The organism is Thalassospira sp., from assembly GCF_040218635.1.
Classification (GTDB): domain Bacteria; phylum Pseudomonadota; class Alphaproteobacteria; order Rhodospirillales; family Thalassospiraceae; genus Thalassospira.
The window spans coordinates 95626-116831 of record NZ_JAVJRB010000004.1 but is presented as its reverse complement, the minus strand read 5'-3'; the positions used below and the strand labels follow the sequence as shown (position 1 = coordinate 116831).

Sequence of the window (21206 nt, the reverse complement as noted above, 5' to 3'; positions counted from 1 at the left end):
TCAGATGCCGAATTCAGAGAAGAAATCATTGCCCTTGTCATCAATCACGATGAAGGCAGGGAAATCTTCGACTTCGATTTTCCAGACGGCTTCCATGCCAAGTTCCGGATATTCGTGAACTTCGACCTTCTTGATGCAATCCTGCGCCAGACGTGCAGCCGGACCACCGATGGAGCCAAGATAGAAACCGCCATATTTGTTACAGGCATCTTTGACCTGCTTGGAACGGTTGCCCTTTGCCAGCATGACGAACGAACCGCCAGCGGCCTGGAACTGTTCAACATAGGCATCCATACGCCCCGCCGTGGTCGGACCAAACGAACCCGAAGGCATGCCTTCCGGGGTTTTGGCCGGACCGGCGTAATAGACCGGATGATTTTTCAGGTATTCCGGCATTTCTTCGCCCGCATCAAGGCGTTCCTTGATTTTGGCATGCGCAATATCACGGGCCACAATAACCGTCCCGGTCAGCGACAGACGGGTTTTGACCGAATATTGTGAGAGCTGTTTGCGGATTTCATCCATCGGACGGTTCAGGTCAACCTTGACCACTTCGTCATCAAGATGCTCGTCCGTCACCTGCGGAAGGTATTTCGCCGGATCATGTTCAAGATCCTCGATAAAGATACCGTCTTTGGTGATCTTGCCCAGAATCTGACGGTCGGCAGAGCACGACACACCCAGACCAACCGGGCAGCTTGCGCCATGACGCGGCAACCGGATCACGCGCACATCGTGGCAGAAATACTTGCCGCCAAACTGTGCGCCGATGCCCATTTCGCGGGTCATCTCAAGAACCTTCTGTTCCCATTCAAGATCACGATAGGCCTGACCATGTTCACCGCCTTCGGTCGGAAGGCTGTCATAATAACGCGCAGATCCCATTTTAACGGTTTTAAGGCAGGCTTCGGCAGACGTCCCGCCAATCACAATCGACAGATGGTAGGGCGGACAAGCCGAGGTCCCCAATGTGCGAATTTTCTCATCAAGAAACTTGCGCAGGCTTTCAGGGTTCAAAAGCGCTTTGGTCTGCTGGAACAGGAAGGTTTTGTTGGCCGACCCGCCGCCTTTGGCCATGAACATGAATTTATATTCATCGCCCTTGGTCGCATAGAGATCGATCTGGGCTGGCAGGTTCGACCCGGTGTTCTTTTCTTCGAACATATCAACAGGGGAAACCTGCGAGAAACGCAGATTATGTTTCTGATAGGCCTGCCAAATACCTTTGGAAAGCGCTTCTTCATCGGAACCATCGGTGATGACTTTGCCACCGCGTTTGCCCATGACGATTGCCGTTCCGGTATCCTGACACATCGGCAGAACCCCGCCCGATGCGATCGATGCGTTCTTCAAAAGATCCATCGCCACGAATTTGTCATTCGGGGTGGCTTCGTCGTCATCAAGGATTTTGCGAAGCTGTGCCAGATGGCCCGGACGCAACAGGTGCGAACAATCAAAAAACGCCTGAAGGGTCAGTTTCTCAATCGCTTCGGGTTCGACTTTCAAATAGGTCTCGCCATTAACGTCAACGGTCGAAACACCTTCATCCCCGATCTTGCGATACGGGGTGGTGTCCTTACCCTGTTCGAACATGGGTTTATAGACAAAATCACTCATGGGAAGGCTCTCGTCTCTCTCAAAAACAAGGTGGGTTTGTTCTTTATGTGGCTGTTCTTAGCGCCAAACGCGTCGAATTTCCACGATACATTAGGATCATGCCTGCATATCGAAACCGGAATGCGCGAACGCACCGTTGGTTCGGGTACAAAAAAAGGGCGGAATAAATCCACCCTTTTTAAAAATCGTTATTTTTTGCGGAATGCATCCAGTGCAATGACCTCGCCGGTTTCACTCGAATCCGGTTTGGATTTTTTGCGTGATTTCGATGGTTCGGCAACCAGGGTCGGTGCGGTTTCATCCCCGTCAAGCAAATCGGCATCAAGATCGTCATCTTCGTCATAGGCGAAATCGTCGTCATCCATTTCTTCTTCAACGCTGAAGGTCAGCATGAAGTTGGCGGACGGATCGACAAAGGCCAGCATCGCATCAAACGGAACAACCAAAGTCGTAGGCATGCCATCAAAGCTCATGCCGACTGAAAAATGATCGTCTTCAGACTTCAGATCCCAGAATCGGTGCTGCAAGACAACAGTGATGTTGTCAGGATGCGCTTTGCGCTGATTCTCGGGCAACATAACGCCGGGATGATTGGTCTGGAAGGTGATGTAATAATGATGCTCGCCGAAAAGGCCTTCTTCGGCCACACGCGCAAGAATGTCTTTCACCACGCCGCGCAGCGCTTGATCGACCATAAGATCGTAACGGAATTCTTCCGGGTTCTGCATCAGTAATCCTGTATCTGGCGGGCACACCGCCAATGTGCGGTCCAGCCCGTCATTATAATATAGCATTTGATCACGCTGTTTACATCACAACGCATTCGATCAGGGTTTGATCCCTAAACTCTATTCATAACGGAGCTGGAAAGAAATACAAGAGTGGGGCGTTCTGTTGCTAGGTGCCCCGTCCCCCACCAAATTACCGCTCCCGGCAACCGGAATTTCGCTTTGGTGCTAGTACCGCTTACGCAGCAACAGCAACCGGAGCATTGTTGTCGTTTGCATTTACAAACATTGGCCCGATGCGGTGGTACCATGCCGAGCGCCCACATTGACTTTTACTGCTCACGTCGATCCTATTTCGGCCCCACGAAGTTTGCCTGAGTCGGACAAACAAAATAATGGTGGAGCCGCCGGGTACCGCCCCCGGGTCCGTAAAGCCTATTCTGTCACGCAGTTTAGCGCCGTAGACGGGTTGCCCCGACAGGCCCTATATAGGTCAAAACCCACCCGTTTCACAAGGGGAATCGGGAAAAAGTTTTTACAAAGCCCTTAGGATCCAAACTCATTCACATGACCGCCCCGGCAACGGATATAAGAGAAAACACTCGGAAAAGACCGCCGAGCGGGGTGATCCCCGGTCAAGGAATTTGACACAGAGTTTTCTCTTATATCAGTTGTCCTTCGGATCACCCGGATTTGCACGGCCTGCTTTGTCGCAAAACCTTGAAAGATGTATATCTTCCTGCGGTTTTGCTTCGTGTATCCGCACAAATCCGGGTGACCGGGACGATTATGTGAATGAGTTTGGACCCTAAATCCACAGCACTTTTGAAAGCGGTTCTGCACGGCTTGCCCACATCTTCCGACCTGACTATGCTGCGACGAACGCGATTCAGAAAAATGCAGGACACAGCATGCAGCAATATCTCGACCTGATGCGCCTGGTGCGCGATACCGGCACCCACAAGGAAGACCGCACCGGAACCGGAACCGTATCAGTTTTCGGTCATCAGATGCGGTTTGACCTTGCCAAGGGCTTTCCGATGATCACCACCAAAAAGCTGCACCTGAAATCGATCATTCATGAATTGCTGTGGTTCCTTGATGGCGACACCAATGTCAAATATCTGCAAGATAACGGCGTGCGCATCTGGAACGAATGGGCCGATGAAAACGGCGATCTTGGCCCGGTTTACGGCGGACAGTGGCGCTCATGGCAGGGTGCCAATGATCAAACCATTGATCAGATCACCGGCCTTATTGATCAGATCAAAACCAATCCCGATTCCCGCCGCCTGATTGTTTCTGCGTGGAATGTGGCCGATGTGCCAAACATGGCGCTGCCGCCCTGCCATTGCCTGTTCCAGTTCTATGTCGCTGATGGCAAACTTTCCTGTCAGCTTTATCAACGCAGTGCGGATATCTTCCTGGGTGTTCCGTTCAATATTGCCTCCTACGCGCTTCTGACCATGATGATTGCGCAGGTTTGCGATCTTGGCGTTGGTGATTTCGTCCATACCCTTGGCGATGCGCATCTTTACACCAACCACCTGGAACAGGTGGAATTGCAGCTCTCGCGTGAAACCCGACCACTTCCGACCATGAAAATCAACCCGGATGTCAAATCGATCTTTGATTTCAAATTCGATGATTTCGAATTGGTCGGCTATGACCCGCATCCCCATATCGCCGGTAAGGTCGCTGTCTGATGCCAGCCAACAATAACGACCGGATCGAACGTGTTGCCGTGGTTGCATCGGCCGAAAATGGCGCGATTGGCAAAGATGGCTGGATGCCGTGGGAACTGCCCGAAGACCTTAAACGGTTTAAGGCGCTCACCCTTGGTAAACCCATGATCATGGGCCGTGTGACGTTTGAGGCGATTGGCAGGCCGTTGCCCAAACGTGTGACCATCGTTGTCACCCGCGATAAAGACTGGTCATTCGATCATGAAAATGTCCGCGTGTGCCACGATGTCGAAAGCGCGATCAAACTCGGCGATAAAATTGCTGCCACCGATGGCGTTAATGAAGTGATCATTGCCGGCGGGGCACAGATTTATAAGCTCGCCCTGCCCTTCACCACCCGGTTTGAAGTAACCGAAGTCCATGCCGAAATTGATGGCGACACTTTCCTTGATCCATTACCGTCTGATCAATGGACGGAAAGCGCCCGTCAGAAGATTACGAACCCGGATGGCCCGGATTACAGCTTTGTCACGCTTGATCGCCGCTAACGCATAGGCTGCTCGCGATCACCACACGATCACGTGACACCGCAATAGTTGATTTTAGTGACCATAACCGCCATCTTTAGATAAGTTACAGAACACTCGTTCCAGATATCTGATAAACACGCAAGGAACTGCCATGTCCCGGCCACGCGCATTTGATGAAGAAAGCGTTCTTGATAACGCCATGAACATCTTTTGGAGCAAAGGGTTTGAATCCACCTCCGTTCAGGATCTGGTGAATGAAACCGGGCTCAACCGCGCAAGCATGTATGCAAGCTTTGGCGACAAAAAGGCCCTGTTCCTGCGCGTTCTGGATCATTACAGCCTGAAAATCAGCACCAAGCGCTTTGCCGATCTGCGCGAAATCGAAGATGGCCGCAAGGCCATCGAAAAAACCTTTCGCGATACGGCAAAGACCGGCTGCAAGGAAGGCCGTCACAAAGGCTGCCTGATCGTCAATTCGGGTATGGAACTGGCCCCGCATGATCCGGAAACAGCGGCCATTGCCCATCAGTCGTTCCGCCGCGTCGAAGATATGTTTGTCGCCGCACTTTCGCGCGGAATTGCCCATGGATCGATCAGCAGCGACAAAAACGTGCGTGCATTGGCCCGGTTCTTTGCCGGATCGATCCAGGGTGTGCAATTGATGTCGCGCCGTGGTGCGGATCAGGAAACACTCGAAGATTACACCGAAACCATTCTCGCTGCCCTTAACTAGGGCGTGCGGCATAAGCTTACCGTTTGGTTCGCGCACACCCACATCCCGCCTTTATCAATGGTTTTATTTCCGCCAAATTCGATTATTTCGGGTTGCGTCGACCTGTGCCCTCGTCAATAGTCTCTGCCGGTTCAATCAGCCCACATGATCGGGCATAACAGGCGGCCAAGTGATGAAACGCAGTGACACGTTCTGGGACTCTGCGGCAGATAAATATGCCCGCAAACCTGTTGGCGACGAAGCGGCCTATGCCAAAACGCTCGAACGCACCCGCGAACATCTGTCACCAACCACGCGCATTCTCGAAATTGGCTGCGGGACCGGCACAACCGCCCTGAAACTGGCCCCCGATGTCGCAGAAATTACCGCCACAGATATCTCAGGGCGAATGATCGAAATTGCGCAAGGCAAAGCAACCGATCAAAAGATCGAAAATGTCACCTTTCGCAAGGCAACACTTGATGACCTGAGCCAGGATGACACCCGGTATGACGTTGTCGCGGGCTTTAATGTTTTACATCTGATCGATGACCCGAAGGCCGCTGTCGGTTCTATTCACGCCCTCCTGAAACCCGGTGGGCTTTTCATTTCCAAGACGCCCTGTCTGGCGGAAAAAATGCCCCTGCTGCGCCCTTTGATCTGGTGCATGCAGAAAGTCGGGCTGGCACCGCTTGTCCATTTCATTGGCTATGTCGAACTTGATGACATGATCCGCGATGCCGGGTTCGAAATCATCGAAAGTGGCGTTTACCCCGCCAAGACCGGTTCACGCTTCATCGTGGCCAAACACCGCTAACCCCTGTTTCCTGCCGTTTCCTTAACCGGTGGCCGATCACAGTTCGGTGAACGCGGCATATTCTGATTGCTATTTGGAATGATCGTTCCATATTTATATCCAACGATCACTCACAAAAATCATGAGGAATAAAATGTCCGCAATTACCGCCTTGATGCCCCGTCAAAAAGTCCCGTCCCTGTCGGTCCCGCTGGTCGGTAGCGGCAATTGGTCGCTTGCTGATCAAAGCCCGGAAAACTTCACCATGGTGGTGTTTTACCGCGGCCTGCATTGCCCGATTTGCGGCAAGTACCTCAAAGACCTTGATACCAAGCTTGAAGAGTTTGCCAAACGGGGTGTCAATGTTGTGGTTCTGTCCTCGGACGCCGAAGACCGCGCCACCGAAGCCAAGGCAAAATGGGGCCTTGAAAATCTTGATCTTGGATATGGTCTGAGCCTTGAGAAAGCCCGCGAATGGGGTCTTTACATCTCGACCTCGAACGGTGTGACCTCAAGCGGGTTTGAAGAACCAGCCCTGTTTTCCGAACCGGGTCTTTTCCTTGTTCGCCCGGATGGCACCCTTTATTTCGGCACGGTTCAAACCATGCCGTTCGCCCGCCCGGCCTTTGATCAGATCCTTGGCGCGCTTGATTTCGTCATTGCCAAAAACTATCCGGCCCGCGGCGAAGTGATTGATCATACCAATCCGTAATCTGTGACATTTATCGGGGGAATAACTTCCCCTACATAAAAGCCCGGCATCGCGATGATGTCGGGCTTGTTTGTTTTTGTTCGATCATTTGCGCGCAAACTTAATCCTCGTCCGCATCACTGCCATCTGGTTTGCGTCTGCGTGGACGCAACACAATCCATGCCGCAAGAATGCTTAATCCCGCCAAGCCAAACCATGTCAGCGCATAGGTCACATGGTTATTGGCGAAACTGATCTTGGTCAGGCCGCCCACCGGAAGCTTTGCCGGATTACGCGCACCATCCCCATCAATGAAATAGGGTGCTACGTCATTGCCATCCAATCCCCGTTTGATCGCCATGGCCTTAACATCACGGGAATACCACCGGTCATCTTGCGGCACATTATCGCGCATAAACGTCCCAACCGGCTCGTCCATACGCAAAAGCCCTGTGATCGTGGCCTCCCCCTCAACCATCCCGTCAGGGCGGGTTTCAGGATCACGCTGATCGGTCGGGACAAAGCCGCGATTGATCATGACAATGCTCCCATCATTCCGCATCAACGGCGTCATCACCCAATACCCGGCCCCGTAATCAGTCGCGGTATAGACCTGACTTTCCAGATCATTGCGATAAGTGCCGGTGACCTTGACCTTGCGATATTCATCGCGCGCACGACTGACATTCGCCCAGTCATCGCGCCCCGGTGCTTCGATTGCATCGCCATGCACCCGTGCATCAATCCGTTCAATCAGATCAAGCTTCCAGGCCCGGCGTTCAACTTGCCAGTATCCAAGGCCGCAAAAGCCTGAAAACAGAATGACGGCGAGCAACAACACACCGATCCGTGTCGTCATCGATGGCCCGGTTTTCTGAGTATCGGTTGCGGTTTGTCGAACGCTGTGATCGGTCATCCCGGTGTCTTTCAAAAACGGATTTTTCGTCAAAAAAAGGGCGCGATACCAAAGTCAAGTATCGCGCCCCCTTTAAATATCAAGCCAAACCTAGCCGAAGCTTGGGATCATTTCATGATCCATCTGCGGCATCATGTTGGTATTAAGATGATACATAACCCACAGTGAACCGGCGATGGCAATCGCAACGATCACAAGGGTAAAGATCAGCGCCAGCATGTTCCAGCCACCTTCGGATTTGGTGTTCATGTGCAGGAAATAGACCATGTGAACAATGATCTGAACCACACCAAGACCCATGACCCAAAGGGCGGTTGCAATCTTGCTGTCAAGGGTCCCGTCCATCACAAGCCAGAACGGGATCGCTGTCAGAATAACCGACAGGATGAACCCGATCAGATAGCTTTTGAAAGTACCGTGGGCGGCACCGCCATCGCCGTGATGGTCATCATGTGCGTGTGAATGTGCACTCATCCCAGAACTCCCAGCAGATAAACAACGGAGAAAACACCGATCCAGATGACGTCAAGGAAGTGCCAGAACATCGACAGGCACATCAGGCGACGCTTGTTTTCCGGGATCAGACCACGTTGGGACACCTGAACCATCAAGGTCACAAGCCAGATGATACCAAACGTCACGTGAAGACCGTGGGTCGCAACCAGCGTATAGAATGCTGAAAGGAAACCACTGCGCATCGGTGTTGCACCAATGCTCCAGAGGTGATGGAACTCATAGATTTCCAAGCCCACGAACGCGATCCCGAACAGACCGGTAATCGCCAACCACAACTGGGTTCCGGCAATGTTGCCTTTTTCCATTTGCAGCATAGCAAAACCATACGTGATCGACGAGAACAGCAGCATGGACGTATTGATCGCCACCAGTTCCAGATCAAACAGATCTACCGGTGCCGGACCTGCGGCATAGTTCTGGCCAAGAACGGCATAGGTCGCAAACAGGATCGCAAAGATGAGGCAATCGCTCATCAGATAGATCCAGAAGCCAAGCATCGTCCCGGTTTCCGGGTGATGCTCTTCTTTCAGGTAAAAGACCGGCGTTTCGGTCTGCGCGGCAGTATTATTCGCCATTGTCATTCCTTTACGCCTGCTGCTTTGCCAGAAGGGCAGTTCGTTCGTCTTCGGTCTTCACAACTTCGTGCGCCGGGATGTGATAATCGCGGTTGTAGTTGAAGGTGTGCGCAATCGCGCCGCCGACCAGGGCAATGAAGCTTGCAACCACAAGCCACCAGATATGCCAGATCAACGCAAAGCCAAGAACGAGCGAGATAGCTGCCAGGATAAAACCAGCACCGGTGTTTTTCGGCATGTGGATATCAATGAACTCGGAAGTCGGACGGACATAGCCACGCTTCTTCATATCAGCCCATGCATCAAGCTCGTGAACAACCGGGGTAAAAGCAAAGTTGTAGGCTGGCGGTGGCGACGAAGTCGACCATTCCAGCGTACGACCGCCCCACGGGTCACCGGTTTCATCACGAAGTTTGTCACGTTTGATCACCGCAACAACAATCGACATGATGAAGGACCCGATACCACCGGCAATCAGAAGCGCACCAAAGGCCGCAATAACAAACCAGATCTGAAGCGACGGATCGTCAAACTGGCTCATACGGCGGGTAACGCCCATCAGGCCAAGCACATAAAGCGGCATGAAGGCGAAATAGAACCCGATGGTCCAAAGCCAGAACGACATCTTGCCCCAGAAATCATCAAGCTTGAAGCCGAACGCCTTCGGGAACCAGTAAACGATACCGGCAAACATCCCGAACACCACGCCACCAATGATGACATTGTGGAAATGCGCAATCAGGAACAAACTGTTGTGAAGCACGAAGTCAGCAGGCGGAACCGCAAGCATGACACCGGTCATCCCGCCGATCACAAAGGTCAGCATAAAGCCCATCGTCCACAGCATCGGGACTTCAAAGCTGATGCGGCCCTTATACATGGTGAACAGCCAGTTGAAGACTTTCGCACCCGTCGGGATCGAAATGATCATGGTGGTGATGCCAAAGAAGGCATTCACACTAGCCCCCGACCCCATCGTGAAGAAGTGGTGCAACCAGACGACATAGGACAGAATGGTAATAACCACGGTGGCATAAACCATCGAGCTATAGCCAAACAGACGCTTGCGGCAGAAGGTCGACACAACTTCGGAAAACACACCAAACGCTGGCAGGATCAGGATGTACACCTCCGGGTGGCCCCAGATCCAGATCAGGTTGATATACATCATGGCGTTGCCGCCAAGATCGTTGGTGAAGAAGTTGGTATCTGCGTAACGGTCAAGACCCAGCAGGACCAAAACGGCGGTCAAAACAGGGAATGCTGCAACAATCAGAATGTTGGTGCAAAGCGATGTCCAGGTGAAGACCGGCATTTTCATCATGCTCATGCCCGGTGCGCGCATCTTGACGATGGTCACAATCAGGTTCACACCCGAAAGCAACGTCCCGACACCGGCAATCTGCAAGGCCCAGATATAATAATCGACCCCGACTCCCGGACTGTAAACACTGTCAGACAGCGGCGGATATGCCAGCCAGCCGGTCGTGGCAAACTCGCCGATAAACAGCGACACCATGATCAGCGCGGCACCACAGGTGGTCATCCAGAAGCTGAAATTGTTCAGGAACGGGAAAGCAACGTCGCGCGCACCGATCTGCAGCGGCACAACAAAGTTCATAAGCCCCGTCACCAGCGGCATGGCCACAAAGAAGATCATGATCACGCCATGGGCGGTAAAGATCTGATCATAATGGTGCGGCGGAAGGAAACCTTCCGATCCACCAAAAGCCATCGCTTGCTGGGCACGCATCATCAAAGCATCGGCAAAACCACGCAACAGCATGATAATCGCCAGAATGATATACATGATGCCGATTTTTTTGTGGTCAATCGACGTGATCCACTCGTTCCAGAGATATCCCCAGAGGCGGAAATAGGTGATACCGCCGACAACAGCGATACCGCCCAGAACCACCGCCGCAAACGTCACCACAAGGATCGGTTCATGGAACGGAAGTGAATCAAGTGACAGCCGGCCAAATATAAAATGTAAAAGGTCCGGATCAGAGAACATCGGATTACTCTTCTTTCAAATGCAGCAAGGCACCGGATGTCCGGTACACTCACTACGAAGGGCCGGTTGGCATAGACCAACCGGCACTGCTTTAGAACGCTGACGAAATACCTTTAGGTGCGACGCTCATGGCGGATGCTGCCTTCCCATTATCAAACAATGGCAGGTTCGCGATCTCGCCACTCAAACCACCTTCCGGGGTGGTGCAAAGCGACGCCACATAGGACTTGCTTTCGGGTAACGGCTGGCTGCCACGCATCTGCGGCACGTCATAGGTCAAAGACATGACGTTGTGGATACCGGCAAGTCCGCCACCACCTTTCGCATCGATCGACATCATCTCGTTCATGCACATTTTCGACTGATCGACGCACATATTGAGAATCGCGGTATAGAGTTCCGGGTCCACGGCACTAAAGTGGTGAACCGGCTCATCGATGCTTGGTTTTTCAAGCTCAAGATACTGGGAACGACCAAGGAAGTTCTCGTCCGCCTTCACATCATTGACCCAGTTATCAAACCCTTCCTGACTCAGACCGTGAAACTTGAAGCGCATATGAGAGAAACCCTCACCGCTATAGTTCCCCGAAAAGCCGTCATAAATGCCTTCTTCGTTGATCACGGCGTGGAGTTTGGTTTCCATGCCCGCCATCGAATAAATCTGGCCCGCAAGAGCCGGAATAAAGAAGGAGTTCATAATGCCCGAAGAGGTAATCTTGAACTGGATCGGGGTATCAATCGGAGCAGCAAGCTCGTTAACGGTTGCAATACCCTGTTCCGGATAGACAAACAGCCATTTCCAATCAAGGGAAACAACTTCCACCACCATCGGCTTGTGGCCTTTGGGCAGTGGACGTTCGGCATCAATGCGGTCAAGCGGACGATACGGGTCAAGCGTATGCGTCGTTACCCAGGTAATCGCGCCAAGTGCGATAATGATTACCAATGGTGCAGACCAGATGATGACTTCCAGTTTTGTGGAATGGTGCCATTCGGGATCGTATTCCGCATCCTTGTTGCTCTGACGGTATTTCCAGGCAAAGAAAACCGTAAGTGCCATCACCGGAACGATGATCAGCAGCATCAAGATTGTGGACACAATAATCAGGTCGGACTGCTGTGACGCAATATCACCCGACGGGTCGATCACAACCAGATTGCAACCGCCCAGAAGCGAAAACATCGAGGCAACAGCCACGCCGCGTACAAGTTTTGAAAGCATGCGCTTCATACTTTGTCTGTTTCTGGAAGATGTTCTCACAGACAACCATATGCCTGCAAGCCGCATGAACGATCCATCGGAGACCGCCACACGTCGTACCCCACCGCATCGCATATAGGAATGAACATCCTAAACATCCACGGAAAAGGCACAATTTTGGCAAATTTTTTTCAATAATCTACCAGATCGTAATTTCGCGGAAATTGCTATAGCTGCGATGCAGCAATGTCAAGGTATGCGCCATGCATAGCAGGGTCTCAATGACAATTATCATTACAACGTAAACCATACGTTGTGCGGTGCGGGGTGATAATTGACACTGACGTTTTGAATTCACATGTTTATACTCAGACTCGATCCCAAAGTCGTATCGCCGAGCGATCCGTTTTTGTGATCCAATCAAAAGCAGTTAGGACCGAAAAGGTCCGACCAGTGAATTCGGGAGAACGGCGTGAACCAAACACCAGAAAACTACGCGACCGCCACCTCTTCAGGTTTGGAACGCGATGCGCGGCATCACAATGCCGACGCCACCAACGATCCGGGTCAAATTGCGCTTGGCGTGATTATTGGCCGGACATCGGAATTCTTTGACTTTTTCGTCTATTGCATCGCATCGGTACTGGTCTTCCCGCAATTGCTGTTCCCCGGCGAAACGGCACTTGTGGGCACCATGTATTCCTTTGCCATTTTCTCCTTGGCTTTCATCGCCCGCCCTGTCGGCTCCCTCGTCTTTATGACCGTAGACCGGCATCATGGCCGTGGGGTGAAGCTCACAATAGCGATGTTCATGCTCGGTGGATCGACCGCGGCCATGGCCTTCCTGCCAAGCTTTGAGTCAGCTGGCATCCTTGCGATTTATCTGCTCTGTACCTTCCGCTTCCTGCAGGGTCTTGCATGGGGTGGTGCATGGGATGGTCTGTCATCCCTGCTCGCCCTTAATGCGCCGGACAACCGCAAGGGCTGGTATGCGATGATCCCGCAATTGGGTGCTCCGCTTGGCTTCATGCTGGCATCTTCGTTGTTTGCCTATCTGATCCTGACCTTGCATCCCGATGACTTCCTTGCCTTTGGCTGGCGCTATGCGTTCTTCGTGGCCTTTGCCATTAACGTGGTGGCCCTGTTTGCCCGCCTGCGCCTTGTGGCAACCTCGGAATTCGGTCATCTGCTTGAACAGAATGAACTCGAACCAGCCCGCGTGATCGATACCCTTAAACATAACGGTCGTACCGTTGTTCTGGGTGCCTTGGTCCCGATGGTCAGCTACGCACTGTTCCATCTCGTCACGGTCTTTGCGCTCAGCTGGGTCTATCTTTACGCCAATGGCAATGCCGGGCAGTTCCTTTTGACCCAGGGTGTTGGCGCTGTGCTGTGTGCCTTTGGCATCATTGCATCGGGCTTCATTGCCGATCAGCTCGGCCGTCGCCGTTTGCTGGGATACAGTGCCGGGATCATCCTGCTTGGTGCCATCCTCACCCCGCTTCTTTATTCCTTCAACATCATCAATGAAGGCATGATTGTGCTGGGTGGCTTTGCTGTTCTTGGCCTCTGCTTTGGTCAGGCTGCCGGAACGCTGGCATCAAACTTCAAGCGGGAATACCGCTATACCGGTTCGGCCCTTACATCGGATCTGGCATGGCTGCTTGGTGCCGGATTTGCCCCGCTGATCGCACTTTATCTGTGTGACAAGTTCGGCCTGCCCGGTGTCGGTGCCTACCTGATGTCCGGTGCAGTTGTCACCTTGGTGGTCCTGCAATTCAACAAACAGTTCGGTGCCAAAACCACCGACTGAGTGCGAAAACATCTTGAATTCAAACACCCCCGATCATTGGTCGGGGGTGTTTTTGTTCAAAAGGAAATATAGCGAACACAACGCGAAACGATGGTCAATCCTGACATATTCTGGCAACCAGGTTCATTTCGTTGTTCGCTTCGGAACATTCTGTTACCGCTATTGCCAACAGACACACTATCTATCTGTATAGCGTCACATGATCGGATGAAAACGAGTGTTCAACACAAAAAACAATAACCGTATTCTGCCTGTGGCAGGCATCCTGACAACAGCAGCACTCATCGCAGGTTATGGCAGTAACAGCGCCCACGCAGCTCCTTTGGGCGGGACGGCCGTTTGCACAGAATTCAGTGGATCGACTTTTACGGTAAACAACGGCGATACACGTCTCTATACAAACATGTCTGCCGTGGCCGGAGCGACCCCCGTTTTCTCCATCTCTGCAGTCGGCGGCGGCATCAATTACACATTCACCTATACAGACAATAACGACACATCAAATAACCGCACCAAAACCGGCTCCTTGTCCAATGCCGGAAGCACGACGGTATCCTTTACCGCCAACGCGGCAACATCCAACGCCACCATTCAAATTGCCAATACAGGTCCCGGCAACATGTCCATCACGGCAACGTCGTGCTCGGTCGTCAGTGTCGCCGGCTCTGGTGCGACAACCACTTCTGCTGTCGTCGGGGCTGTTTCGCGTTCACAAACGACAGTTGTTCAACAAAATATCGGTGCCCGCGCCTCTGTGGTTACCGGATCGGTTGGCGCCGGTCCGACAGGTGGCGTCGGTGGCGCTTCCGGTGGCGCTTCCGCTGGTGGGGCAAGTGGATCAACCGGTGGCACCGGTGGATCAAACAGCAACAATTCTGACAATCCAAGCTTTGCCGATGACAGCAGCTATCGCCAAAGCACGATGAACCAAACCAGTACCGGCCTGCGACAGCTTGCCATGATCGGCAACTTTGACAGCTCCCTTATCGCGGCCCAAAACGCCCAACAGCAGGCGCTTGGACTGGGCCCAACAGATCAGGGCGATATTGGCGGTGCGGCTGGAACCGATGGCAGAACCGCCCTTTCATCAAGTTCGCCGATTACGGTTTGGGGACATGGATCCTATACCAGCGTTGACAACGACTATGTTAGCGGGTCAACCGACAGCCGCTATGACGGCGATGTCTGGGGGTATAATATCGGGGTCGATTACCGCGTTGCTGAAAACCTGACGACTGGCGTTTCGCTGGGTTATAGCGACACCGAACTGACCACCACGTTCAATACCGGCACATATGACGAAGCTGGCTGGGTGTTTTCCCCTTATGCCATCTATAACCCGATTGCGGGCTTAAACCTTGTCGTTGAAGCCGGCTATGGCATGGGCGACATTGACGTTACCCGCAGCAACGGATCGATTTCCGGCAAGACAGATTCCGATCTTTGGTACGGTGCATTGTCCGCGTCTTACCGCTATCGCCCGGTTGACGAGACCCCGCTTTCGGTCTCCCCAAGCCTTGCCGTCCTTGCAGCGCGCAAAACCGTTGATAGCTACACCGAAAGCGGTGGCACGGCTATTGGCGAGACCCGTTCGAACACCCGCCAGGTCAAACCTGCTGTCGAAATGGCCTATGATGTTTATCAGGGCAGCCTGACACTCAGCCCGTTTGTCGAAGCTGGCATGACCTATGATTTCACCGACGAAATCAACGACGATGCCACGGCCTTTAATCTTGGTGGTGGTTTGCGTTTGTATGACAGTGAAACCGGATTGAATGGGTCGCTTGAAGGAAACTATCTGATCGGGCGGACCGATTACACCGAATACACCTTGGCCGGAACGATCACTTATGGCTTTGTGCTAAGTGACGAAAATGGTCAGGATCTTGGTATCGTCAAACCCTTCTTTGGCAGCAATCTGACCGAATATGGCAATCAGCGTCTTCGCGGCGGACTGGGATACAGCTTTGGTGATCTTAGCAGCGAACTCGCCCTTTCGCATATGATGTCGGTTGCCAATGACAATGATCAATCTGATGAAAGCGCGATAGAAGTCAGTCTTTCCGTGCCGTTCTGATCAATTCCAAGCACACCACCCAAAAACAAAACACCCCCGATCATTGGTCGGGGGTGTTTTCTTTTCTAACCGTCAAACTTACAAAACTGGAACTATAGTTCTGACTGTTATGGCTGTGCCGGTGATGTTTCTGGTTCGGTTGCAGCGGACGGATCATCCGCGATAATCGCCAACCTGAAACCATTATAGCGTTTGCGCAGCATCATCTTGATGACAAAGAACTGCCAGATAAACATCCAGAACATTTCCAGAAGGCTAACAATAAAGCCCCGTTCAAGGATGGTTCGGCCAGCCGTTTCATTGATGATGCCAATGACAAAACTGGCCGCAAAGCCGATCACAATTCCGCCGATCATTGCCCCTGCAAAGGTGCGCCAGGTAAGTAACCACCAGATACGCACAATTCGGCCGTCTGTAATTTCAAGTTCTTGCATAAAGACAACCTCATTCGGAAAATTTGGATTTTTAGGGTTGTCTCCCCCAGCAATCATTGCACTTCAAAAGTGCAATGATTGCAACGCCAAACTTTCCAAACAGATTTCAGCCGCCCTTAAACGTAGTTCGACGGGAACATCGCGCGTTTGGCGTCTTCGTCCATTTCGGTCTTAAAGCTGTGGCCTTTGCCAACGTCGCGTGCGCTGATCGCTGCCGGAAGCTTGTTGACGGCATCGAACCAGCGTTTGATGTTCGGGTATTTGTCCATCACATCCGGGTTTTTATGAACAAAGGGTGCCTTGTCGATCCAGCCCCATGCCGAGATATCAACAATCGTCAATTCGTCACCGACGATGAAATCGCGACCAGCAAGATGATCTTCAAGAACCTGATAGTGGCGGGCGATTTCATTGCGATAGCGGTTTACGCCATAGTCGCTGCCTTCGGGTGCGACATGCTGAAAATGCACAGCCTGACCGGAAAACGGACCAAGACCCGTGGCAATGAACATCAACCATGACAGAAACTCGCCGCGGTCTTCGGCCTTGCCAAGGAACTTGCCAGACTTTTCTGCGAGATAGAGCAAGATCGCGTTCGAATCAAAAACGCGGACTTCCTTGCCACCCGGGCCATCGGTATCAACAATCGCTGGCAATTTGCCATTCGGATTGATCAAACGAAACGCCGGATCGTGCTGCTGACCTTTGCGGGTATCAACTGGCAGCACTTCATATTCAAGCCCGGATGCCTCAAGCATCATCGAGATTTTCTGCGGGTTTGGCGTCGGATGAAAATAGAAGCGGATCATAAATAGTCTCCTTGCGGGTCAGCAGATTTACACAAAACCGTGACCCGGCATTGTCTTTTGGAATGATCGTTTTAAATTGACCGATAACACCGCAATTGGCAAGCTCCGTTTATTGAACCTGCCACCAGATAAAAGTTAAAGGAGCCTCTGGCCCATGATCGACCTTTATTACTGGCCAACCCCGAACGGTCACAAAATCACCCTGTTCCTTGAAGAAGCCGGACTGGATTACAAAATCTTCCCGGTCAATATCAGTGCCGGGGATCAGTTCAAACCGGAATTTCTGGCCTTCTCGCCCAACAACCGGATGCCCGCGATCATTGATCATGATCCTGCCGATAGCGGTGCTGCCATTACGGTTTTTGAATCCGGCGCGATCTTGCAATATCTTGCCGAAAAAACCGGAAAGTTCCTTCCGACCGATGTGCGGGCTAAGAAAACCGTGATGGAATGGCTGTTCTGGCAGATGGGGGGACTTGGCCCGATGGCCGGTCAGAACCATCATTTCGGCACTTACGCCCCGGAAAAGATCCCCTATGCGATCAACCGGTATGTCAATGAGACCAATCGTCTTTACGGGGTGCTGAACAAGCGCCTTGAAGGCCGTGATTTCATTGGCGGTGACGACTACACCATTGCCGATATGGCGTGTTATCCATGGGTTGTCAGCCACGAAAAGCAGCAACAGGATCTCAATGATTTTCCAAACCTGAAACGCTGGTTTGAAACCATTCGCTCCCGTCCGGCCACGATTGCGGCATACAAGGCAGCCGAACCATATTCGTCCACGCCCGCTGTGACCGAAGAAGGCAAGAAAATCCTGTTTGGGCAATCTTCAAAGTCAAAGACCTAAACACAAAAAAAAGCCCCCGCTTTGATATCAAAGCGGGGGCCACATCAAGATTTTGCAAATCAGGCGCTGCGAACTTCCGACAGGAACGATTCCACAGCCTTGTTCAAGACGGCAGCTTCACGTCCAAGCCCCTCGGCCAGGCCAAGAACTTCGTTCGAAAGCCGTTCTGCATCCCCCGCAGCCGACGATACACCCGTGATGTTTTCGGAAACATCGCGCGTGCCATGGGCGGCTTGTTCGACATTTCGGGCGATTTCCTGCGTTGCCGCCCCTTGTTCTTCCACCGCAGATGCAATCGTTGTTGTCGACCCGTCAAGCTGACGGATGGTTTCGGCGATTTCACTGATTGCCGTTACCGCATTCGATGTAGCGACCTGGATATCCTCAACCTGCGAACGGATATCTTCGGTCGCCTTGGCCGTCTGGTTGGCCAGATTTTTAACTTCGTTGGCAACCACGGCAAAACCTTTGCCTGCATCTCCGGCACGCGCAGCTTCGATCGTTGCGTTAAGGGCCAGAAGATTGGTCTGTTCGGCAATGTTGGTAATCAGTGAAACCACTTCACCAATCTGGTTTGCCGCATCGGCCAGCATTTCGATTTTCTGATGGGTTTCTTCAGACGTCCGTACCGCACCGTTGGCAATGGTCGAAGACTGCGCAACCTGATTGCTGATTTCGGCAATCGAGGCACTCAGTTCTTCCGCAGCAGAAGCCACCGTTTCAACGTTACTCGACATTTCGCGCGACGCATTGGAAACCACACTTGATCGTTCACCAACCTGTTTGGCAGTACCCGTCATGGCATTTGCCGATGTCTGCATATCGCCCGATGCCTTGATCACCTGGGTCACAACCTGTCCCACGCTGGCTTCGAAACTGTCGGCCATTTTACGTAAGGCATCGCGTTTTTCCGCATCGGAACGACGTTCCTGTTCCTCGCGCTGGGTGCGCATTTCTTCCATTTCGATGGTTTTCGCCTTGAAGATATCCATCGCGCGCGCCAAATCGCCGATCTCGCTTTTCTGGTCGGTATATTTGACCTCGATATCGTGATCGCCCTGCGACAAGCGCAGCATGTTTTCAGAAATCGCCAGCAACGGGCGGGTAATCCCCCGACTGATCATCAAAGACATGCCCACAACGGCAACCAGAATTGCCAATGCAACCGCCCCCATCACCAACATGCTTTTCTGGAACACTGCATTGACATCATCCATGTAAATGCCGGTTGCCACGATCCAGCCCCATGGTTTGAATTCTTTTACAAACGAAAGCTTGGGACGGAGTTTGTCCGATTTCGGCACCTGATAGGTGTAATCAACAAAGCCCTGCCCGCCGGAACGCGCAGCTTCGACCATTTCGCGATACAGAAACTTACCCGATCCATCCACCGCATCCCCGACGTTCGACCCAACGCGCTCGGGCTTGACCGCATGGATGACAACGACCGGGGTATAATCAAACGCAAAGAAGTAATTCGTTTCATCATAGCGCAAGGACCCAACGGCCTTTGCCGCCGCCGCCTGTGCCTGTTCGTTTGTCAGCTCGCCCGATTGCGCCATCTCATGGAAATGCCCGATCAGGCTGATCGCGGTTTCCACCAGATTTTGCGTCTTTGCCTTGCGATCCTCGACCATGTTGCTGCGCATTTCGGTAAGACCGAACGCACCGACCAGCAACACAGCAAAAATTGCCCCTGCAACAATGATCAACATACGTGTGCTGATTTTCATAGAATTCAAATTGAACATTTTCATCCCCATAACCGGTATCCAAGCACATCGGACAAATCGGTAACTTATTGATATTTTTTGTATTTTATCAGGAAGAGCAGCTATTTAAAGTGGCGTTCCCGCAAGAACATATCAACCGACAGATAAATAATTTTATAACATTCGGCATATGCCTTATCTGTGATTACAATCACTTATAAGCACATTTCTGAACGGCAAAATAAGACCCGAAAACAAAGGATTGCCGTACAAGAACCAAAGCAGAAAGACATCCGCAAAGGCATATTTATGGTCAATTCTGGAACAAGCACCAGCAGCCCCAAAAGAACGCTATTTAGTCCCAATCAACGCACCACCCTGTTGGCCCTGATCCCGGCACTTTTTCTCGCGGCGTGTGCCTTCCCGCCGGAAAACGCACTTTATGAAAAATCCCCCGATATCCCGCCCTATATGCAGGATGAATTTTCCACTTACGTATCAGAAACACGCGAATGGGTTGCAACCCACCGTGTCTTTCTGACCGACGATCACGAAATGGAAATCACGCGCAACAGTCCGTTTGAAATCCGCCCAAAAACCACCTCCAATGATCAACCAACGCGGGGGGTGCTGTTTGTCCATGGCCTTGGGTCAAGCCCGTGGTATTTCCACGACATCGCAACCGAAATGGCCCGCAATGGATGGCTTGCAAGGTCAATGTTATTGCCCGGCCATGGCACCCGCCCGGGTGATCTGAACCTGCCGGACTATGCCGACTGGACGCAGTCTGTTGCCCATCAGGTAGCCCTTCTTGAACGCGACGTCGACGAAGTCTGGCTTGGTGGTTTTTCGACCGGCGGCAACCTTGTGACCAGCTACGCTGCCCAGAACCCGGAAATCGCCGGATTGATGCTGTTTTCGCCGGGAATTGAACCAGACAGCGATTTGCTGTTCCTTGCCCCCGTCGTCCAGTATCTGTGGGACTGGGTTGATGTTGATCCTGAGGACAATGTCATTAACTACCAATCCCTTTCCACCAAGGCATCCGCACTTTATTACCACAGTGTCAGCGAAGCGCGCGAAAGCCTTGATGCCGCACCTTTTGACCGCCCGGCTCTCATCGCCATAAGTGCCGATGACAGTGTCCTTGATCCGCTTGAAACGCTGCGAACGTTTGAAACCGACTTCACCCATCCGTCATCACACCTAATCTGGTATGATGACGCCCCCGCACCAAGCAGCGACCCGCGGGTTGAAACCCGCAACAGCAACCTGCCCGATCAGCAAATCAGCAATTTCTCGCATCTAAGCGTGCTGTTTTCGCCCGAGAACCCATATTACGGTGTGAAGGGAAGTTTTGTTTTTGTTGAAAATGGTCAGGAAGACATCGCACTGCCCAATGATCTATCGACAATCTGGCGCAGTGGTTGGGGCTATAGCGAACCGGGTAAATATCACGGTCGGCTGACCTGGAACCCTTATTTCGATGAACTGATCGAAACCATTCAAGACGTCACAAACTGA

At 52.2% G+C, this 21206-nt stretch carries 19 protein-coding genes and 1 other RNA gene; 9 read left to right on the top strand and 11 right to left on the bottom strand.

What is annotated here, in order from left to right; all coding sequences use genetic code 11:
- The 3 genes from RIC05_RS02665 to ssrA all read right to left on the bottom strand — a co-directional run bounded on the left by RIC05_RS02665 (position 1) and on the right by ssrA (position 2864).
- A complete protein-coding gene (locus RIC05_RS02665; RefSeq protein WP_350044018.1) occupies positions 1-1617 on the bottom strand; it encodes a fumarate hydratase in 1617 nt (538 codons plus the stop codon).
- Positions 1618-1805: 188 nt separating this feature from the next.
- Positions 1806-2411: an SspB family protein gene (locus tag RIC05_RS02660; RefSeq protein ID WP_350046278.1), complete on the bottom strand. Its 606-nt coding sequence runs from the start codon at positions 2409-2411 to the stop codon at positions 1806-1808.
- Positions 2412-2497: 86 nt separating this feature from the next.
- Positions 2498-2864: a transfer-messenger RNA gene (gene ssrA / locus RIC05_RS02655) on the bottom strand.
- Between the two features lie 392 nt (positions 2865-3256).
- On the opposite strand from ssrA, the gene RIC05_RS02650 reads away from it, so the two are divergent.
- From RIC05_RS02650 to RIC05_RS02630, 5 genes are all read left to right on the top strand, one after another.
- Positions 3257-4051 carry a thymidylate synthase gene (locus RIC05_RS02650; protein ID WP_350046279.1) on the top strand — a complete coding sequence of 265 codons (795 nt, stop codon included), beginning with the start codon at positions 3257-3259 and terminating at the stop codon, positions 4049-4051.
- Positions 4051-4578 carry a dihydrofolate reductase gene (locus RIC05_RS02645; protein WP_350046280.1) on the top strand — a complete coding sequence of 176 codons (528 nt, stop codon included), beginning with the start codon at positions 4051-4053 and terminating at the stop codon, positions 4576-4578. The genes RIC05_RS02650 and RIC05_RS02645 overlap by 1 nt, the downstream gene beginning before the upstream one ends.
- Before the next feature lie 133 nt (positions 4579-4711).
- On the top strand, positions 4712-5293 hold the full coding sequence (locus tag RIC05_RS02640; RefSeq protein WP_350046281.1) for a TetR/AcrR family transcriptional regulator: 582 nt from the start codon (positions 4712-4714) through the stop codon (positions 5291-5293).
- Between the two features lie 172 nt (positions 5294-5465).
- Positions 5466-6089, top strand: a complete 624-nt coding sequence (locus tag RIC05_RS02635; protein WP_350046282.1) for a class I SAM-dependent methyltransferase — start codon at positions 5466-5468, stop codon at positions 6087-6089.
- A 133-nt stretch (positions 6090-6222) separates the two neighbouring features.
- Positions 6223-6780 (top strand): peroxiredoxin-like family protein, encoded by a 558-nt coding sequence (locus RIC05_RS02630; protein ID WP_350046283.1) that lies wholly within the window; start codon positions 6223-6225, stop codon positions 6778-6780.
- Positions 6781-6880: 100 nt separating this feature from the next.
- Here RIC05_RS02630 and RIC05_RS02625 read toward each other — a convergent pair whose 3' ends face one another.
- The 5 genes from RIC05_RS02625 to cyoA form a co-directional block, all read right to left on the bottom strand.
- A complete protein-coding gene (locus tag RIC05_RS02625; protein ID WP_350046284.1) occupies positions 6881-7675 on the bottom strand; it encodes an SURF1 family protein in 795 nt (264 codons plus the stop codon).
- 90 nt (positions 7676-7765) lie between these two features.
- On the bottom strand, positions 7766-8149 hold the full coding sequence (locus RIC05_RS02620; RefSeq protein ID WP_350046285.1) for a cytochrome o ubiquinol oxidase subunit IV: 384 nt from the start codon (positions 8147-8149) through the stop codon (positions 7766-7768).
- Positions 8146-8766 carry a cytochrome o ubiquinol oxidase subunit III gene (cyoC, locus tag RIC05_RS02615; RefSeq protein ID WP_350046286.1) on the bottom strand — a complete coding sequence of 207 codons (621 nt, stop codon included), beginning with the start codon at positions 8764-8766 and terminating at the stop codon, positions 8146-8148. Before cyoC ends, RIC05_RS02620 begins: the two co-directional genes overlap by 4 nt.
- A 10-nt stretch (positions 8767-8776) precedes the next feature.
- Complete coding sequence (gene cyoB, locus RIC05_RS02610; RefSeq protein WP_350046287.1) at positions 8777-10783, bottom strand: cytochrome o ubiquinol oxidase subunit I; 2007 nt, start codon at positions 10781-10783, stop codon at positions 8777-8779.
- A 91-nt stretch (positions 10784-10874) separates the two neighbouring features.
- Positions 10875-12005 carry a ubiquinol oxidase subunit II gene (gene cyoA / locus RIC05_RS02605; RefSeq protein ID WP_350046384.1) on the bottom strand — a complete coding sequence of 377 codons (1131 nt, stop codon included), beginning with the start codon at positions 12003-12005 and terminating at the stop codon, positions 10875-10877.
- A 451-nt stretch (positions 12006-12456) separates the two neighbouring features.
- Here cyoA and RIC05_RS02600 point away from each other — a divergent pair, with 451 nt between their 5' ends.
- A complete protein-coding gene (locus RIC05_RS02600; RefSeq protein ID WP_350046288.1) occupies positions 12457-13797 on the top strand; it encodes an MFS transporter in 1341 nt (446 codons plus the stop codon).
- A 217-nt stretch (positions 13798-14014) separates the two neighbouring features.
- Positions 14015-15874 carry an autotransporter domain-containing protein gene (locus tag RIC05_RS02595; RefSeq protein WP_350046289.1) on the top strand — a complete coding sequence of 620 codons (1860 nt, stop codon included), beginning with the start codon at positions 14015-14017 and terminating at the stop codon, positions 15872-15874.
- A gap of 107 nt (positions 15875-15981) precedes the next feature.
- Here RIC05_RS02595 and RIC05_RS02590 read toward each other — a convergent pair whose 3' ends face one another.
- The gene (locus tag RIC05_RS02590; protein ID WP_350046290.1) at positions 15982-16308 is read right to left on the bottom strand and encodes a hypothetical protein; all 327 of its coding nucleotides are present in this window, start codon (positions 16306-16308) and stop codon (positions 15982-15984) included.
- Positions 16309-16424: 116 nt separating this feature from the next.
- Positions 16425-17117, bottom strand: coding sequence for a glutathione S-transferase family protein (locus RIC05_RS02585; RefSeq protein ID WP_350046291.1), 693 nt, complete (start codon positions 17115-17117; stop codon positions 16425-16427).
- 154 nt (positions 17118-17271) lie between these two features.
- On the opposite strand from RIC05_RS02585, the gene RIC05_RS02580 reads away from it, so the two are divergent.
- Positions 17272-17970 carry a glutathione binding-like protein gene (locus RIC05_RS02580; RefSeq protein ID WP_350046292.1) on the top strand — a complete coding sequence of 233 codons (699 nt, stop codon included), beginning with the start codon at positions 17272-17274 and terminating at the stop codon, positions 17968-17970.
- 59 nt (positions 17971-18029) lie between these two features.
- On the opposite strand, the gene RIC05_RS02575 is transcribed toward RIC05_RS02580, so the two are convergent.
- The gene (locus RIC05_RS02575) at positions 18030-19721 is read right to left on the bottom strand and encodes a methyl-accepting chemotaxis protein (protein ID WP_350043049.1); all 1692 of its coding nucleotides are present in this window, start codon (positions 19719-19721) and stop codon (positions 18030-18032) included.
- Positions 19722-19991: 270 nt separating this feature from the next.
- On the opposite strand from RIC05_RS02575, the gene RIC05_RS02570 reads away from it, so the two are divergent.
- Positions 19992-21206 (top strand): alpha/beta hydrolase, encoded by a 1215-nt coding sequence (locus RIC05_RS02570; protein ID WP_350046293.1) that lies wholly within the window; start codon positions 19992-19994, stop codon positions 21204-21206.

What these genes read in the sequence shown, in the direction of transcription:
- RIC05_RS02665 (WP_350044018.1), bottom strand. Translation starts at nt 1,617, where the DNA reads ATGAGTGATTTTGTCTATAAACCCATGTTCGAACAGGGTAAGGACACC.
- RIC05_RS02660 (WP_350046278.1), bottom strand. Translation starts at nt 2,411, where the DNA reads ATGCTATATTATAATGACGGGCTGGACCGCACATTGGCGGTGTGCCCG.
- RIC05_RS02650 (WP_350046279.1), top strand. Translation starts at nt 3,257, where the DNA reads ATGCAGCAATATCTCGACCTGATGCGCCTGGTGCGCGATACCGGCACC.
- RIC05_RS02645 (WP_350046280.1), top strand. Translation starts at nt 4,051, where the DNA reads ATGCCAGCCAACAATAACGACCGGATCGAACGTGTTGCCGTGGTTGCA.
- RIC05_RS02640 (WP_350046281.1), top strand. Translation starts at nt 4,712, where the DNA reads ATGTCCCGGCCACGCGCATTTGATGAAGAAAGCGTTCTTGATAACGCC.
- RIC05_RS02635 (WP_350046282.1), top strand. Translation starts at nt 5,466, where the DNA reads ATGAAACGCAGTGACACGTTCTGGGACTCTGCGGCAGATAAATATGCC.
- RIC05_RS02630 (WP_350046283.1), top strand. Translation starts at nt 6,223, where the DNA reads ATGTCCGCAATTACCGCCTTGATGCCCCGTCAAAAAGTCCCGTCCCTG.
- RIC05_RS02625 (WP_350046284.1), bottom strand. Translation starts at nt 7,675, where the DNA reads ATGACCGATCACAGCGTTCGACAAACCGCAACCGATACTCAGAAAACC.
- RIC05_RS02620 (WP_350046285.1), bottom strand. Translation starts at nt 8,149, where the DNA reads ATGAGTGCACATTCACACGCACATGATGACCATCACGGCGATGGCGGT.
- cyoC (WP_350046286.1), bottom strand. Translation starts at nt 8,766, where the DNA reads ATGGCGAATAATACTGCCGCGCAGACCGAAACGCCGGTCTTTTACCTG.
- cyoB (WP_350046287.1), bottom strand. Translation starts at nt 10,783, where the DNA reads ATGTTCTCTGATCCGGACCTTTTACATTTTATATTTGGCCGGCTGTCA.
- cyoA (WP_350046384.1), bottom strand. Translation starts at nt 12,005, where the DNA reads ATGCTTTCAAAACTTGTACGCGGCGTGGCTGTTGCCTCGATGTTTTCG.
- RIC05_RS02590 (WP_350046290.1), bottom strand. Translation starts at nt 16,308, where the DNA reads ATGCAAGAACTTGAAATTACAGACGGCCGAATTGTGCGTATCTGGTGG.
- RIC05_RS02585 (WP_350046291.1), bottom strand. Translation starts at nt 17,117, where the DNA reads ATGATCCGCTTCTATTTTCATCCGACGCCAAACCCGCAGAAAATCTCG.
- RIC05_RS02580 (WP_350046292.1), top strand. Translation starts at nt 17,272, where the DNA reads ATGATCGACCTTTATTACTGGCCAACCCCGAACGGTCACAAAATCACC.
- RIC05_RS02575 (WP_350043049.1), bottom strand. Translation starts at nt 19,721, where the DNA reads ATGTTCAATTTGAATTCTATGAAAATCAGCACACGTATGTTGATCATT.
- RIC05_RS02570 (WP_350046293.1), top strand. Translation starts at nt 19,992, where the DNA reads ATGGTCAATTCTGGAACAAGCACCAGCAGCCCCAAAAGAACGCTATTT.